General features: G+C 44.6%; 12 protein-coding genes, 2 tRNA genes and 1 rRNA gene. 8 read left to right on the top strand and 7 right to left on the bottom strand.

The genetic code is table 11. From position 1 onward, the window contains the following. Window positions 1-330 precede the first annotated feature (330 nt). The 3 genes from ABZP31_RS02745 to ABZP31_RS02735 all read right to left on the bottom strand — a co-directional run bounded on the left by ABZP31_RS02745 (window position 331) and on the right by ABZP31_RS02735 (window position 2136). Window positions 331-406 (bottom strand) — tRNA-Ala (locus ABZP31_RS02745). Window positions 407-461: 55 nt separating this feature from the next. Then, window positions 462-538: transfer RNA gene (locus ABZP31_RS02740), tRNA-Ile, on the bottom strand. 61 nt (window positions 539-599) lie between these two features. After that, window positions 600-2136, bottom strand: a 16S ribosomal RNA gene (locus tag ABZP31_RS02735). A gap of 549 nt (window positions 2137-2685) precedes the next feature. Between ABZP31_RS02735 and ABZP31_RS02730 the strand changes: the two genes are divergently transcribed. From ABZP31_RS02730 to ABZP31_RS02710, 5 genes are all read left to right on the top strand, one after another. Beyond that, on the top strand, window positions 2686-3591 hold the full coding sequence (locus ABZP31_RS02730; RefSeq protein WP_248133978.1) for a VacJ family lipoprotein: 906 nt from the start codon (window positions 2686-2688) through the stop codon (window positions 3589-3591). Between the two features lie 124 nt (window positions 3592-3715). Next, on the top strand, window positions 3716-4684 hold the full coding sequence (gene gigA, locus ABZP31_RS02725; RefSeq protein WP_005016128.1) for an RsbU family protein phosphatase GigA: 969 nt from the start codon (window positions 3716-3718) through the stop codon (window positions 4682-4684). Between the two features lie 113 nt (window positions 4685-4797). Beyond that, window positions 4798-5328, top strand: a complete 531-nt coding sequence (gene gigB, locus ABZP31_RS02720) for an STAS domain-containing protein (RefSeq protein ID WP_248133976.1) — start codon at window positions 4798-4800, stop codon at window positions 5326-5328. A gap of 23 nt (window positions 5329-5351) precedes the next feature. Then, window positions 5352-6176 (top strand): carbon-nitrogen hydrolase family protein, encoded by an 825-nt coding sequence (locus ABZP31_RS02715; RefSeq protein ID WP_248133974.1) that lies wholly within the window; start codon window positions 5352-5354, stop codon window positions 6174-6176. Window positions 6177-6274: 98 nt separating this feature from the next. Next, the gene (locus ABZP31_RS02710; RefSeq protein ID WP_248133972.1) at window positions 6275-6700 is read left to right on the top strand and encodes an organic hydroperoxide resistance protein; all 426 of its coding nucleotides are present in this window, start codon (window positions 6275-6277) and stop codon (window positions 6698-6700) included. Window positions 6701-6771: 71 nt separating this feature from the next. Here ABZP31_RS02710 and gspE read toward each other — a convergent pair whose 3' ends face one another. After that, window positions 6772-8259, bottom strand: a complete 1488-nt coding sequence (gspE, locus tag ABZP31_RS02705) for a type II secretion system ATPase GspE (protein WP_248133970.1) — start codon at window positions 8257-8259, stop codon at window positions 6772-6774. Between the two features lie 103 nt (window positions 8260-8362). On the opposite strand from gspE, the gene ABZP31_RS02700 reads away from it, so the two are divergent. Then, on the top strand, window positions 8363-9184 hold the full coding sequence (locus tag ABZP31_RS02700; protein ID WP_005023544.1) for a hypothetical protein: 822 nt from the start codon (window positions 8363-8365) through the stop codon (window positions 9182-9184). Between the two features lie 9 nt (window positions 9185-9193). Next, window positions 9194-10117 carry a mechanosensitive ion channel family protein gene (locus ABZP31_RS02695; RefSeq protein ID WP_005023542.1) on the top strand — a complete coding sequence of 308 codons (924 nt, stop codon included), beginning with the start codon at window positions 9194-9196 and terminating at the stop codon, window positions 10115-10117. Here the strand turns inward: ABZP31_RS02695 and ABZP31_RS02690 are convergent. After that, on the bottom strand, window positions 10107-12956 hold the full coding sequence (locus tag ABZP31_RS02690; protein WP_248133968.1) for a DUF2339 domain-containing protein: 2850 nt from the start codon (window positions 12954-12956) through the stop codon (window positions 10107-10109). The genes ABZP31_RS02695 and ABZP31_RS02690 overlap by 11 nt on opposite strands. A gap of 153 nt (window positions 12957-13109) precedes the next feature. Between ABZP31_RS02690 and polA the strand changes: the two genes are divergently transcribed. Continuing rightward, complete coding sequence (gene polA, locus ABZP31_RS02685; RefSeq protein ID WP_034679536.1) at window positions 13110-15869, top strand: DNA polymerase I; 2760 nt, start codon at window positions 13110-13112, stop codon at window positions 15867-15869. A gap of 70 nt (window positions 15870-15939) precedes the next feature. Here the strand turns inward: polA and ABZP31_RS02680 are convergent, their stop codons facing one another. Both ABZP31_RS02680 and proC read right to left on the bottom strand, forming a co-directional pair. Next, entirely contained in the window at window positions 15940-16509 is a 570-nt protein-coding gene (locus tag ABZP31_RS02680; RefSeq protein WP_005016149.1) for a YggT family protein, read from the bottom strand. Between the two features lie 26 nt (window positions 16510-16535). After that, entirely contained in the window at window positions 16536-17372 is an 837-nt protein-coding gene (proC, locus tag ABZP31_RS02675; protein ID WP_171057103.1) for a pyrroline-5-carboxylate reductase, read from the bottom strand. Window positions 17373-17381 lie beyond the last annotated feature (9 nt).

Raw genomic sequence — 17381 nt, 5'->3', positions numbered from 1 at the left:
GAGCAACTTCAACATTACAGTTTAGAGTACTGTGCACTTAAGCACTGTACAGCTTCAATCTAAATTCATATACCAAAACGCTTGATTCAGTTAATTTGCTAGTTCTCAGTTCAATCTACGTTAGTCAACAGGTTGCCCTGTAACGTCTATTGAATGAGTTGAACAATTTATTTCAGACTCAAATTTGCCAATCTGTTAATGATTCACTGCATCCTCGTCGGACTGCAGTCAACTGTGATAAATCACAGAAGTTAATAAACCAGGATTCTTGAACCTTCCATTTACTAAATTCTGTAATCTCTAGCTTCGAATCAAATCATGTTTGATTCGTGGTGGAGACTAGGAGAGTCGAACTCCTGACCTCCTGCGTGCAAAGCAGGCGCTCTACCAACTAAGCTAAGTCCCCAGCTTATCAATAAGTCAACATATCTGTTTTTCTGCATTACTGCTTTCGTCAGTAGTGGTGGGTCTGACAAGACTTGAACTTGTGACCCCACGCTTATCAAGCGTGTGCTCTAACCAACTGAGCTACAGACCCTCAGATACATCGTCATGAAGAACAACTTGTTGTGGATTCTTACCAATCGTCAATCTTTCGTTAAGGAGGTGATCCAGCCGCAGGTTCCCCTACGGCTACCTTGTTACGACTTCACCCCAGTCATCGGCCACACCGTGGTAAGCGTCCTCCTTGCGGTTAGACTACCTACTTCTGGTGCAACAAACTCCCATGGTGTGACGGGCGGTGTGTACAAGGCCCGGGAACGTATTCACCGCGGCATTCTGATCCGCGATTACTAGCGATTCCGACTTCATGGAGTCGAGTTGCAGACTCCAATCCGGACTACGATCGGCTTTTTGAGATTAGCATCACATCGCTGTGTAGCAACCCTTTGTACCGACCATTGTAGCACGTGTGTAGCCCTGGCCGTAAGGGCCATGATGACTTGACGTCGTCCCCGCCTTCCTCCAGTTTGTCACTGGCAGTATCCTTAAAGTTCCCACCCGAAGTGCTGGCAAATAAGGAAAAGGGTTGCGCTCGTTGCGGGACTTAACCCAACATCTCACGACACGAGCTGACGACAGCCATGCAGCACCTGTATCAGAGTTCCCGAAGGCACCAATCCATCTCTGGAAAGTTCTCTGTATGTCAAGGCCAGGTAAGGTTCTTCGCGTTGCATCGAATTAAACCACATGCTCCACCGCTTGTGCGGGCCCCCGTCAATTCATTTGAGTTTTAGTCTTGCGACCGTACTCCCCAGGCGGTCTACTTATCGCGTTAGCTGCGCCACTAAAGCCTCAAGGGCCCCAACGGCTAGTAGACATCGTTTACGGCATGGACTACCAGGGTATCTAATCCTGTTTGCTCCCCATGCTTTCGTACCTCAGCGTCAGTATTAGGCCAGATGGCTGCCTTCGCCATCGGTATTCCTCCAGATCTCTACGCATTTCACCGCTACACCTGGAATTCTACCATCCTCTCCCATACTCTAGCCAACCAGTATCGAATGCAATTCCCAAGTTAAGCTCGGGGATTTCACATTTGACTTAATTGGCCGCCTACGCACGCTTTACGCCCAGTAAATCCGATTAACGCTCGCACCCTCTGTATTACCGCGGCTGCTGGCACAGAGTTAGCCGGTGCTTATTCTGCGAGTAACGTCCACTATCCTAAAGTATTAATCCAGGTAGCCTCCTCCTCGCTTAAAGTGCTTTACAACCAAAAGGCCTTCTTCACACACGCGGCATGGCTGGATCAGGGTTCCCCCCATTGTCCAATATTCCCCACTGCTGCCTCCCGTAGGAGTCTGGGCCGTGTCTCAGTCCCAGTGTGGCGGATCATCCTCTCAGACCCGCTACAGATCGTCGCCTTGGTAGGCCTTTACCCTACCAACTAGCTAATCCGACTTAGGCTCATCTATTAGCGCAAGGCCCGAAGGTCCCCTGCTTTCTCCCGTAGGACGTATGCGGTATTAGCGCTCCTTTCGGAACGTTGTCCCCCACTAATAGGCAGATTCCTAAGCATTACTCACCCGTCCGCCGCTGAATCCGGTAGCAAGCTACCTTCATCCGCTCGACTTGCATGTGTTAAGCCTGCCGCCAGCGTTCAATCTGAGCCATGATCAAACTCTTCAGTTAAAATCATTTGTACCTTATTTATAGACAAGGTACCAATTCTGGCTCATTAATCTTCTGACTAAAAATTTACTCAAATAAACTTCGAGAAATTTCTACCATTCAATCAATGAAAATTATTTCGATCGATCAACCAGTAAAAATCCACACAAGTTGTTCTTCATATTCTCTTAATGATCTTCTTACTGCTTCGTCAGCAGCAAGCTAGGTCGGCTATATTACGCTTTCTTTTCAGAAAGTCAACTGGTAATTCAGATTATTTTAAACCTATCTAACAAAACCTGACTTAATTATATTTAACTAAGTTGCTGTTTTATCAGAAGTTTTAATCTTCATCACCGCCGATGGATGTGCATTATAGGCCATTTATTTCTCAACGCAAGCGGTATTTTATAAAATATCTTTCATCTGGATAATTCTTAAACAAAACATCTTTTTTTCACCATATTTCAAACAAATTTGCTTTAATAGTGTGATTCAAGGAACTGTTTAAATAAGTTCTCATCAAATTTGTGGACCATTTGACTGCTTGTAGAAGTTTTAGGAATTTTTATGCCTCACTTTCATTTTTTATGGGCAAGCTTACTGGCTGCCGGTTTTGCTTCTTCTAGTTTCGCTCAGGAGATTGACCAGCCTGTTTCGGCTTCAGCAGAACAGGTTCCTGATACTGAGGTGATTGATCCGGACCATCCGTCTCATCCTTCTCGTTTAGAAGCTTTAAAGCAGCTCAAGAATGTTACCCGTCAAGACTTAAAGGTAAATGCTAATGCAGCACAGCCTGAGGAGGTCAAAGATCCTTTACAACCTCTGAATCGTCAGATCTATGAATTAAACGATGCGCTTGATCGCACTATTATTCGACCGGTTGCTGTGCAATATGTAGAGAAAATACCTACTGATGTGCGGGGAACCTACCGTAATTTCCGCAAGAATTTAGGTGAACCCTGGAATGCAGTAAACCAGCTTATGCAAGGACATCCGGCCCGCGCAGCAAAAACTCTTGGTCGCTTTACAGTAAATACCCTATCCAGTTTAGGTTTTGCTGATCCAGCGAGACGTGTAGGTTTAGAGAGTGAAGACGAGAACTTTGGTACAACTTTGGGCTACTGGGGAGTGCCGTCCGGGCCTTATCTGGTATTACCTGTTTTAGGTCCGAGTACTTTTCGTGATACTGTAGGTCGCGTAGTAGACAGCCAGGCGCGACCACAAAAATATATTTTTGAAGATCACGAGGGTCTTTACTGGGGGGACCAGATGCTACGTGGTATCGATATTCGTTCCCAGCTACTTGATGTTGAAGATGTCTTACAGGGCGACCGTTATGCGGCCATCCGTGATATTTATTTACAGCGTAAAAACTATGAGATTGCCCAGAAAAAAGGCACTGATGCTGAAATCACTTTTATTGATGATGAAGCAGATGATGAAAATGCGGATCCTGAAATTATCTCGGATTAACTAATTGATAAATAGTTTTGCTAGATCCTTTCTAGTTACTCTAGCAACACTTTGATTTATATAATTAGTATATCTATTATGATGAACTTAAAATTTGTTTAAAACAGGTAAATCAACGCCTCTTATGTATTTTATTCAGCCCACTCGCCCTATTCCTTATTTGGATCGGGCTTTACATGCGCTTCCGAATCTGCAAATGATTCATATTGAGGATATCGATTTATACGACCCGACAATTATTGCAATTGCAGATGTAGAAGATTTCCTGGTTTATCAGTGGAATTTACCTACTGTAGTTATTGCTTTTCAGCATGAGGGGGCTGCACTTGCCAAAGCCTGGGAACAGGGAGCGTTAGCTGGCTGGATTTGGAATGATCTACCGGATCAGCCTGATCAGGCGTTGTTAAAAATAGATGCACAGTATAAACGTAATCAGGATAGTCGTGATCTGCCCTCAGCCGCAGAACTGCAAAAACGTCTTTTACCTAATCCTTTAGCCTTAAAAGATTATGAAATAGAAACTTTTTTTCAACCTTCAGCCTATCTGTCCGGTGACTGGTATGACTACTGGAAGCTGAATGATAAAGAAATTATTTTCTATTTAGCAGATGTTTCAGGCCATGGGGTAACCAGCAGCTTGTTAACCTCATGGATGGCTGCCTTTCATGGACGCTCTAAAACACCCTGTGAACTGATCAAGAAACTAAACGGTATGCTGATGCAAGAAAATATTGAAAAGCATATCACCATGATTGCCGGAATTTTAAACCTCGAAACCCATCAACTCCGCTGGTCCAGCGCGGGACATTATCCGCCCGCTATTTTGTTTGAACCACATAAACCACCGAAAATTTTAAGTACGAGCAGCTTTCCATTAGGCTTGACAGACGATCTAGAAGTTGAAGAGTTTGAATGTTATCTGAACCAGCATGCACGGTTCATTATCTGTTCAGATGGCGCCCTTGAACCCTTTGATGGGCGTTTGAATGAACAGTTTGAACAACTGGTCCAACATCTGGAAAAACAGTCATTTGAGCCTCCGAGTCATGTTGCAGATGACATTGCTATCTTAAGTCTATGTCGAAAGAATTAACTGATTTATCAATATAATACTCTTTAGCTATAGCTATGATGACTATCGGCCACTTGAGTCTGTAGCCCCCCTATGTGATAATTTTCATATCCTTCTCTGCAAATGGCATTTATATGTCAACAGGTCATGTTGAATATGCAAGCTTGAATGGAACGCATATTTTCAAACTTATTGGTGAAGTGCGAGCCCAATCTTGTATAAGTCTAGACAAACTACTTGGTAAAATTGAGCAACAAGCAGGTGTCGTGGGTGCAATCGTCGATTTGACCCAGACCACTTTTATTGACAGTACTGTATTAGGTATTTTGGCGAAGCTGGGCTTAAAACTTAAGCAGACCCATAATATTCAGGCTGTCATGCTCTCTACCAATTCCGATATTACGACTCTGGCCAATAGTATGGGGCTGGGGCAGGTTTTTGTAATTTTAAATTACTGCGGTGATCCAAACGTTTGCACACGTACACTTGTTGAAGAGCATATAACTCATGGTGCTATGTTGACTACTGTACTCGATGCTCACCGAACCCTAATGAAACTCAACCAGAATAACCAGAACATGTTTGAACCTCTGGTGAAACAGTTGCAAAAAGAACAGGATACACTGGATCAGGTATCTGAACGTAAAAATGCGCCTTCGACCTGAAGCCTAAACAAACGGAGTAACTGATGCCATTACTTTCTGTTGTTCAAATGAATTCCCAAAATCTGATTGAAGATAACTTCATCGAGATTGAACGTTTGATGCAGCAGAGTAAGGCTGAAGGTGCCGAGCTTATTGTATTTCCGGAAAATTTCGTCTGTTTTGCAGCAGGTAAACAGCGTGAAACGGCTGAACAGTTTGAACATATTCAGCGCCGGTTAGAGCAGCTGGCACATCATTATAATCTTTGGATCATTGCAGGTACATTGCCCTGCCCGTTTCGTCCTGATGGCTCTACCATAAAAGATGGTCGGGTACGTACGACCAGTTTATGTATCAGTCCGGCAAAAACCGAAGGACGTTATGACAAAATTCATCTGTTTGATGTTCAGGTTGGGGATGCTGTAGGTGGTTACCAGGAATCTAAAGTATTTGAACCTGGTGACAAGTCTGTAGTTATTCATACACCATTTGGCCAAATCGGGCTTATGGTGTGTTATGACCTTCGCTTTCCAGAGCTGGCTCTAACCCTACGTCAGCGTGGTGCTAATATTTTAACTGCGCCAGCTGCTTTTACTTACACTACAGGCCAACTACACTGGCAGTTACTTTTACAAGCTCGCGCAATGGATAGCCAATGTCAGGTTTTAGGTGCAGCGCAGCAGGGTTGGCATGGTGAAAAGCGCCAGACTTGGGGACATGCAGCCGCAGCAGACTCACGCGGCCAATTGCTGGCTATGGTTAACAATGAAGGTCCGGGCCTGATTACCGTTCCTTTTGACCTGCAAGAACAGCAGTCTGTACGTAGCTCTATGCCTCTCATGCAACATCGAAAACTGGTCACGTTCTGATTTAATTTGGTTTTAGATTTTTTTTACAAAAAAACCAATTTATTCTGGTCTTTAATACGCCACGATAACACTACAACTATTCGCTTATAGGTAATAAAATGGCTTTAGAAAAAGTAGTTTATCGTGCACATGCAAAAGCAACAGGTGGCCGTGATGGTCGCGCAACCTCATCTGACGAGATTTTAGATGTAAAACTGGCTGTACCAAAGGAAATGGGCGGTCCTGGTGGTGGCACTAACCCTGAACAATTATTTGCGGCTGGCTACTCTGCCTGCTTCTTGGGTGCAATGAAATTTGTTGCGGGCCGTGATAAATATAGCATGCCTAGAGATGCTTATATTGACGGCGAAGTAGGAATTGGGCCGATACCGACCGGTTTTGGTATTGAAGTCACACTTAATATTCATTTAGAAGGAATGGACCAGACTGAAGCGGAAAAACTGGTTGAAGCTGCTCATATTGTCTGTCCATATTCAAACGCGACTCGCAATAATATTAATGTTGATTTAAAAATTACGACTTAAAAGTAAAATGGCATTATAAAATTCAAAAACAGAATTTTATAATGCCCTGATTAATATTCTTATAAAATGACTTATTCGGCTGCTTCATTGGTAACACGAAGCACTTCTTCTAAAGTTGTCTTACCCTGCAATACTTTACGCAAGCCGTCTTCGCGAATTGAACCTGCATGTCTGCGGGCAAAATTTTCCAGCTCATACTCTGCTGCATTCCCATGAATCAGACGGCGCATCTGCTCATCAATCGGAACAATCTCATAAATAGCTGTACGCCCAGTAAAGCCGGTATGGGCACAGTGTTCGCAGCCCTTAGGTACAGGTAAACGAACTGGTTCTATCTGTTCAAAAGAGTTAAAGATATGCTGCTCAAAACTATCAGCCTCACGCCAATTAACACAATGTGCACATAAAGTACGTACCAGACGCTGAGCCACCACACCAATTAAAGAACTTGAAAGTAAAAAAGGTTCAATACCCATATCTTTTAGACGTGTTACTGCACCAATGGCTGTATTGGTATGCAGTGTAGAAAGTACAAGGTGGCCGGTCAAAGAGGCCTGCACTGCGATTTCAGCTGTTTCCAGATCACGAATTTCCCCGACCATAACCACATCTGGGTCCTGACGCAGCATAGCTTTTAAAGCCCGCGCAAAAGTCATATCTACTTTGGTATTAACCTGGGTCTGGCCAATTCCTTCAAGTTGGTATTCAATAGGATCTTCGGCTGTCAGGATATTACGGCTACCATCATTCAGATCAGACAAGGCCGCATATAAAGTCGTAGTTTTACCGGAACCGGTTGGACCGGTCACCAGAATAATACCATGGGGTCGGTGCACCAAAGTTTTTAACCGTTCATAATCTTCTGCAATCAGGCCGAGATGCGTCATATTAAGACGACCCGCCTGTTTGTCGAGCAGACGCATAACAACCCGCTCACCATGCGAAGAAGGTAAGGTCGAAACACGAACATCAACTTCGCGTCCGGCAAGACGAAGTGAAATACGGCCATCTTGTGGAATACGTTTTTCGGCAATATCCAGACGGGCCATTACTTTAATCCGGGACACCAGCAAAGGTGCCAGCTCCCGCCGTGGCTGAACGATTTCTCGTAACTGTCCATCGACCCGCAGACGAACTGAAAGTTTTTTCTCAAAAGATTCAATATGGATATCGGACGCACCGACACGAATTGCCTCAGACAGCAAGGCATTAATCAGGCGAACGATGGGTGCATCATCTTCCTGATCCATCAGGTCTTCTGCTTCAGGCACCTGATCTGCCAGGCTCAGCAAGTCCGGATGGTCTTCAAGTCCTGCAGCCACCTGCTGTGATTTACCGGTATCGCCGGCATAACTGGATCCTAATAAACTATTGAACTCTTGCGCACTGCATAACTGATAATGTACCGGGCGGCCCAGTAGCCGACGAGCCTCCTGCAAAGCAAGGGGAGTCGTGTCTTCACGACGCATGATATAGACTTGGTCCCCTTCATAACGCAAGATGACGCCATGACGTTTTGCAAAACTGTAAGGTATTTGTAGTTGTTTAAGTATTTGCATCACAACTTATAATAATAGAAAAATTGGTTTTGAGTGTACTCTATGCATATGACAGCGTGAAGTCTGTTTTTTGCTAAAGATGTGATGAAAGGAATAACTGGTCTTGACAAATTACAATGAAAATTTCGAGCCTGAATCTTCTACTATCAAGTGGTGGGGTGAACAGCAATTTGATATGAACCAGAATAAAGCCTGGCAGTTCGGTTCATTATTTTTTCGTCTGACTCGCAGTCAGCGCGAGTGGCAACTTGAATATCATCGACCACAGTTTCAGCATGATGATGAGCAGGAATGGCGTATCATTGAAGAACCAGATTTTATCTTTCCACAGCCGGTTGAGATTGAACGTTATATGTTTAAAAAAACACATAGCAAATTCCAGCTCATGCCTCGTCTGGCTGACCGCTCTGTCGTAATTAAACCGGTCAATCCAATTTACATTCCAGCAGGGCAACGCGGTACGCTTTATATCAGCACTCCCTTATGGATTGCCGGTTTTGTAGAAAGTCAGCGAGATCCTTTATTCGATTTACCGGTCATTCTTTCTAAAGATACTTGGTTTGGCCCAGACCAGCGTACCGGTGAAATGTGCTATGCCACTGCAGTGGATGGCCGTACTGAACTAAGCCAGCTTAAACCGCGTGCTTTTCGCGCCGTAACCCCTATTCATTTTCATAATACCAGCAATCAGCAGCTGCGTTTTGACCGCATGAATGTGCCTGTACCTGCCTTGCCTTTGTTTTATAGCGGAAAAACTGGCCGTTTATGGACTTCACAGATTAAAGTTCTGCATGAAGGACTGGACCGTCCTCCGCGGGTAAGAATTGAAAACCAGACCCCGCCTCTGGCTGGCGAGGTTCAGTATATTCATCCCCCGCGCTCTCCAGGTGGAGCACTATTTAACATGTTTGATTCATTCTTCTAAGAGGTGGTCATGGCTGATACAAATATTCCAAAAGAAGTGACCCAAAGCCTCAAAGGAATCTTTACCAATATTAATCTGGACCGTTTAAGTGAAATCTTGGTGGGGCTGGTACTTTGCCTGATTGGTTTCTTGATTGCCCGGGTAATTTCCAATACTTTTATCCGTACGGTAGGTTTACGTTTTAATGCTCATCAGCGCCTAGTCTGGCGCCGCGGTATTTTTTATTTTATCTTTCTGCTTTTTGTAATTGCCAGTTTAAAGGAAGCCGGTTTCAAACTTAGCGTTTTTCTTGGCGCCGCCGGTATTTTAACAGTAGCTTTAGGTTTTGCTTCGCAGACCTCTGCAACCAACCTGATTAGCGGTCTCTTCCTGATTGGTGAAGGTTCCTTTGAGGTCGGTGATACCATCCAGATTACTCTCATCCGTGGCCATGTGATTGAAGGCGAGGTTCTGTCAATTGATCTGCTTTCGGTCAAATTGCTCACCCTCGATAATGTTTATGTGCGTTTGCCGAATGAACAGCTGATTCGGGCACCAGTCATGAATCTGTCAAAATTTCCCATACGGCGCATCCCCATTACCCTCGCGATTAATTTCCATGAAGATATTATTAAAGTACGGGAAGTTCTGCTGGAAGTTGCCAATAAGTATCCTCTGGTTTTGGACGAACCTAAACCGGCAGTGACAGTAACGGCATTTCGAGAATCATCAATTGAACTATTGTTCGCCGTATGGTGTAGCCGGGAAAATTATCTGCAGGTCCGTGATGAAATGCAGGAATTGATCCGTAATGGCTTTGTCGATAATCAGATTGAAATTCCTGTTCCCAAAATGGGATTTGTTGACCGCCCCCCTCTCACTGCTGCATTGGCTAATGAAGATATTGATACATATGCGAATGCCAGAGAAATAAAACGTGAGCCTAAACTTTAGGCTCATCATCTGTCGACTGTTGTATGGCAGGTGGCAGAGGTGCCAGGTAAGCAATAATCAGCATCACGATTCCGGCCCCAATAAACGAGAACACCCGGGTAATAGTGCCACTTTGCGATAGATCCAGAAAGACCAGTTTTGCCACTACAATAGCCAGTAAGGCTGCACCGATAAACCAGATCTGTCGCAACAAGCGGCGACTAGCCAGCGTCATCAGGATAAAAGCAAGGATAACCCACAACAGGGTTAAACTGAGCTGAACTGTCCCATTACTCCAAATTGCTGTTCCCCAAAGTGGCGTACCAATGTAATGATGTAAGCCACGTACCATGATACTGCTCATAACCAGCAAGCTCACCAGAATCGAACCAATCTTGAATGTCCATTCCAGATTTTTATCATGGAATCGATATTGATAAATCGCCCCGAGTAAACCAGCCATTACTCCAATCGAAAGCAGATCGGCAGGATTAAGAATTACTGTCCAGTAGGCATATTCAGCAACCTGAACATCAATGCTCAGGCCAGTCAGCCACAACAGACTTAAACACCACACTGTAATAGAATGCATCAGTAAAGGTGTTTTTGAGTAAATTGCCCAAGCGCCATACAATGCAGGAATTAAGCCCAGTGCCAGAAGTGGCGTTGTTGGCAAAATAGCCAAACCAGTAACAGCCAACAATAACCAACTAACCGCAGCCCAAAATTCTTTTACTAATTGACTGTTATGTTCAGGTTTTGCCCATAATGTTATAAAAGCAGTAACGGCCGAAGTAAACAGGAACGAATATTGAGACCCCGATGTACTCCATGCCAGATTAGTCCACAAATTTTCCTGCCAGATCGCAGCACCTAAAAATAATAAAAATAGCGTATTAATAAATAACTGTACCAGCAACCAATTTACTTGGGTTTTCCACTGCATAAATGCTGTAAATGCTGCAGATAAAAGAGCTGCCATAGCCAGATATGGGCTTAAACCCTGCCCTTGCAGGCCAAGACTGTGTACAGCGGCGGCGGCTCCCGCATAAAGACCTAAAGCCAGTAAAATACAGCTTAATACACTGCTACTAAAATACTTTTCTTCAGAGGACTCATGCTGTAACAGGTAATATACTGATATCAGCTGGGCAAACGCATAAATTGCTGTACTTAAAACCGGAAACTGGATTTGGCTCCAGATTTGATAAAACAGGGTCACTGAACTTAGCAAAAGTAATGCTACCCCAATATAACGGCTAAATCGGTAGCGTTCAGTTACGCCCCAGACAATTAGAGCGGCGCCTTGTACGACCCAGCCAATGGTGCTCCAGTGTGCCCCTTGGGCCAGCGGAAAAATTAGTGCAATAAAAGCAACCGATAAAATAAAAAAACTTTTAGCGAGTAAAGATAACTCCTGCTGTCGCTGACGAATCCAGAATGTCAATCCGGCATAGATGAGCGCCAGCGAGGCAGCACCTAGAGTCAAAGCCAATGTGTTATCGCGCATCAACCAGGCATGCAGGGAAAAACCCAGCACGGGCACACTAAAGATCAGGCTCACATCAAGCAATGGCTGTAAACGGCCCTGTTCTTGCTCAGGATGGCTAAGTAGTTGTCTTAAACTTAATGCATGTTTACGTGCAATTAACTGGCTGTAGCGAATGCTTAGCCAGATAAAGAGCAGAATATGCAGCCAGATGATGAGATCAAGGATGAGATACTGTTTTGCTTCGCTATATATGACGATGACACTGCCACCTAACAGCATGGTGACGAAGAATGCAATGTGATTAAGAATTTTCCAGGACTGAACAAAATTAACTACAGCCACTGCCAGATTAATTAATAAATAATAGCCCAGCAAAAACACTGTATCCGGATGATACTGTGGGATGACCAGGGGCGCCGCATAGGCCATTCCTAAAGCTAGTATAGCCAGATAAACAGCATGCTGTTTGAGGCTCAAATAACTGGTCAATATCAACAGTGCTGCAAAGAGCATACTGGCTATAGACAGGCTGGCAATAACTCCATAATGATGGGCAAATACCAGTGTCAGGAAAATAACAGCGAGTCCTACCCCCTGCAATGCAACAGCAAATAAAAGATTTCTCTTTTGCAGGCTATAACCAAAAAATGTAATAGCACCGCCAATACAAGCAATAAACCCTAAGCGAAAACCCAAGCTGAGTTGCCAGTGTTCACTGGCAAAGCGGAGTAATAATATGACTCCGATCATCAGCACTGCTACAGCGACTCGCAAGATTGGATTACCATGTACCATCCAGTCAATGGCAGGCTGCCACCAGCTTGAAGCAGCCGGTTCTGGTGCTACTGCTGGCACTCTATCTGGTTCGGTAACAGAAGATCCGGTATGAGCTGGCCCTGAAGGGAAAATCTGTTCGGAAAGTATTTCTGCTTCTTGCCTGCTTTGCAGTTGCCGGGCGGGTAACGGAAGTAAAGAAGGTTCAGCCAGTGAATGATGCTGCTCCAGATTAGCCAAACGTTGTTGCAACCGGTTAAGCAAATGAATCAGACAAATGATAAAAATTATAATTGCAAGCCAGAGCATACTGCGCCAGTCACTTAAATAGATCACTGCCCCAAACAGCACACTTGCATACATCCCTGCTTTTTGCCAAACCAGATCGGCTACTGGCTGTATAAATTTCGCCCGCTGTTCTAGCTGCTGCAAACGCTGTTGCATATTTGAAACCAGCTGGATGAGTAATATGCTGAAAAATAAACTGGCGCCGACCATGCCAAGCTCAAAATTAACAACTGCAGAGCCAGCAAAAATAACGACAAGTATGATCAGAAGAAAAATGAAATATCCCTGCTTATCTTTGTTATACATGGGCAAATTGAGTATTCCTGTCCAATTTTGGCTATCTTAACCGATCTCTTATCAGATAAAAGAATTTGCATACAAACTGCTGCAAAATTCATATTCTGCATTGCAGAGAAAATTCACGTAGAATAAAGCCATTCGATTGTAAGGAAGTATTCAATGCCACCATTTGTCTTGGTTGACGGGTCCTATTTTTTATTCCGGGCATTTCATGCGCTGCCTCAATTAACCACTTCAACCGGGTTACATACCAATGCAATCCGTGGCGCGATTTCTGCAATACAAAAACTGATGCGCCGCATCCAGCCCACCCATATGGCTGTAATTTTTGATACACCCGAGCCTACTTTCCGCCATGAGCTGTCGCCACTTTATAAAGGTGACCGCCCAAGCATGCCAAGTGAACTCTCCCAGCAGATTCCTTATCTGCATGCCCTGATCCGGGCTTTAGGTATTCCCCTTTATTCCCTGCCGGGTGCCGAAGCTGATGACATTATTGGAACACTGGCAAAACGCGCTGAAGCTGCCGGCCATCAGGTCCTGATCTCTACTGGTGACAAGGATATGGCACAGCTGGTCACAGATAAAGTGACACTGGAAGACAGTTTTAAAGACAAACCGATGGATATTCAGGGAGTCTTTGAGAAGTTTGGAGTATGGCCTCACCAGATTATTGACTACCTGACCCTGATGGGTGATGCCTCAGATGGTATTATGGGTGTACCAGGTGTAGGGGCAAAAACTGCTGCTAAACTACTCAATGAATACGGTTCACTCGGAGGCATCCTAGAAAATGTAGAACATATTAAGGGTAGAGTCGGCCAGAGTATTAAGGACAATCTCGAAGGTATAACCATTGACCATCAGCTGGCTACCATTGTATGTGATCTTGACTTGAATATAAGCTGGGAGGATCTAAAACTGGCAGATCCACATGTAGAAACCTTGCGCAATCTGTATACCGAACTTGAGTTCCGTAATCAGCTACAATCCCTAGATCACCCCCATAATCCAAATAACACTACTTATAAACAGGCTTCAGCTCAAGCTACGGCTTTACCTGCAAATAAAGACATACCAGATGAACATGCTACTTTGAGCAGTGAAGAAGACCGGCTGGGCGAAGCAACTTATCATACCGTGCTGACCCAAGCAGACTGGGAACTGCTATTTCAGCGTATGTCTAGCGAAACCCGTTTTGCTATTGATACTGAAACAACAAGTCTGGACTACCGTGTAGCAGAAATGGTCGGCTTCTCTGTCGCCTTTGATGCAAAAGATGCATATTACGTTCCTCTGGCACATGACTATGCAGGTGCACCTGAGCAGCTGAACCGTGAACAGGTTCTGGCTCAAATCAAGCCTATTCTGGAAAATGATCAGGTTGAAAAAATTGGCCATCACCTTAAATATGATGCCCATATTTTTGCCAATCATGGAATTGAACTCAAGGGCTGGTTTTTTGACACCATGCTGGCCTCTTACGTGCTGAACTCGGTGGCTACCCGTCATGGTATGGATGATGTCGCGCGCCTATATTTAAGTCACCTGACCACTACCTTTGAGCAGGTTGCGGGGAAAGGTGCCAAGCAGAAGAGTTTTAACCAGATTGAGCTGGAAGTGGCTTCACCTTATGCAGCCGAAGATGCTCACGTTACTTATCGTCTCTATGAAGTACTGGCTGAAAAATTAAAAGCTCATCCGGAACTTTGCAATATTTTATATAATATTGAAATGCCGGTTGCCCGTATTCTGACGGGTATGGAAGAAGATGGTATACGTCTAGACCACGGCTTTCTGGACCAGCTTAGCGTAGAGTTTGCCAAAACCATGCAGGAGCTAGAACAGCAAGCGATGGAAATGGCTGGTGAAACGTTCAATATTGCTTCTCCGAAACAGGTAGGTGAAGTGCTTTTTGAAAAGCTCTGCATTAAAGGTGGTAAAAAGACTGCCACAGGCCAGTTCAGTACCAGCGAAAGTATTCTGGAAAAAATCGAGCATCCAATTGCTGCTGTAATTCTGGAACACCGCAGTCTTGCTAAATTAAAGAGCACCTATACAGATGCTCTGGTCAAGCAGTCCAATAATTCTACCCATCGGGTACATACCAGCTACCATCAGGCACTTACTGCCACCGGACGTCTGTCATCATCTGATCCGAACTTACAAAACATTCCAATTCGCGGAGAAATTGGCCGACAGATTCGTAAAGCCTTTATTGCTCCGGCTGGTCGTGTCTTGCTGGCTGCTGACTATTCGCAAATCGAATTGCGTCTAATGGCCCATTTCTCGCAAGATGATGCCCTGCTAGATGCTTTCCGCCACGGACAGGATGTTCATCGCCGTACAGCAGCTGAAGTTTTGGGAATCGCCCTTGAAGATGTCACCAATGACCAGCGCCGGCAGGCTAAAGCTGTAAACTTTGGATTACTGTATGGCATGTCTGAGTTCGGTCTGATTCGTCAGCTTGGTTTTACCCGTCAGGAATCGCAGGATTATATCAAACAGTATTTTCACCGTTATCCGGGAATTTATGAGTATATGCAACGTACCCGTCAACTGGCTTTGGAACAGGGCTTTGTAGACACGCTATTTGGTCGCCGTTTATATACACCAGATATTGATGCCCGTAACATGATGGTACGCAAAGCAGCTGAACGTGCTGCGATTAACGCACCATTACAGGGAAGCGCGGCAGATATTATTAAACTGGCCATGATTGCGGTAGATAAAATCTTGCCGAAAGATCAGGCACGTTTATTACTTCAGGTTCATGATGAACTGGTATTCGAGGTTGATGAAAATATTGCAGATGAGCTGGCCCCTCAACTGGCTGAGGTTATGGAGTCGGTAGTCGAAATCTCTGTACCTTTACTGGTAGAAGTAGGTAAAGGCTGTAACTGGGAAGAAGCACACTAAGTTACGACTTGCTTTACCCAATCACCAGAAAATAAAAAAGGACCTAACGGTCCTTTTTTATTTTAGCGCTTTATAAACCTACTAACAAAATCCGGGCAACTTCATTCATCAAAATCTCGGCAATATAGAGCGCCAGGAATGCCAAAATTGGAGACAGGTCAATCATCCCCATATTGGGCATCAAGCGGCGAAACGGTGCCAATAAAGGTTCAGCCAGATCTTGAATGACTTCAATATAAGGCCCACGCGACTGGGTAAACATCACCACCCAGCTTAAGATAATCGTTGCAAAAATCAGATAGCGACAGAAACGTAATAAATCCTGAATCATGGTCACAAAAGTCAAGATCACCAGATGCACAGGGCTGTTTGGCATAACACCAGACAGATACATCAGGCCGAAAATCTTAAGCAGATATAACACCACGATCAGAACCAGAGCTGCCAGATTTACACGGCCTTTACCGAGTGTTGGCAGGATACGGCCGAACACATCAACAATCTTGGTTGCCTTGACCGTAGACATTACTACCGGGTTATAAGGATTCACCGCAGCCAACTGGACCAAGAAACGGAAGAAGACGAGCAAAATCGCTACGTTAATGATAATGCCAAAAATTAGCGCAGAATTTGCACCCATACTTTAACTTTCCTAATCAAATCAAATTATTTAGTGCTTTCACTCAGCTCTTGTGCGAGTTCCTGGCTGCGTTTTTTCGCTGCAGCAAGTGCAGCCTGAATGTTTTGGGAAATCTGTGCACGATCAAACATTTCCAGTGCAGCCTGTGTCGTGCCGTTCGGTGAGGTTACATTTTTACGTAACTCAGACGGTGAGCTGGAGCTGGTAATCGCCATTTGTGCAGCACCTAAAGCTGTTTGTAAAGTCAGTGCGGTGGCTACTTTCTCATCCAGACCAAGATTTTTACCCGCCTGTATCATACTTTCCATCATATAGAAAAAATATGCCGGGCCAGACCCAGAGACCGCAGTAACAGCATCAATCTGTTCTTCGGTATTAACCCACAAGGTCAAACCGGTCGATGCCAGAATCTGGCTAGCCAGATCACGGTCCGCCTGCTGCACAGCAGGGCTGGCATATAATCCGTGTGCACCAGTCTGTACCAGTGCCGGTGTATTCGGCATTACCCGTACCACCTGATCACTCTCGACCAGCTCAGCGATAGTTGCAATCTGAGCACCTGCTACAATTGAAATAAGCAGTTTTCCAGCAAACAGACCTTTTAAAGGTTGCAATACCTTAGCCAATACCTGTGGTTTAACAGCCAGAACGACCACATCGGCATCATGAATAGCTGCAACATTGTCTTCAGTCACATGAATATCTTTTTCCTGAAGCAACGAACGAATCTGTTCAACCGGATCAGCTACTGTAATACGGGTAGCAGGCAACCCACGTGCTAACAGGCCACCAATTAAGGCTTGTGCCATATTGCCACCGCCAATAAAACAGATATTGCAATTTAAAGCTGTACTCATGTTCAATGCTCGTCA

The organism is Acinetobacter sp. FL, assembly GCF_040744925.1.
GTDB lineage: Bacteria > Pseudomonadota > Gammaproteobacteria > Pseudomonadales > Moraxellaceae > Acinetobacter > Acinetobacter radioresistens.
This window is presented reverse-complemented; position numbering and strand designations above follow the sequence as displayed.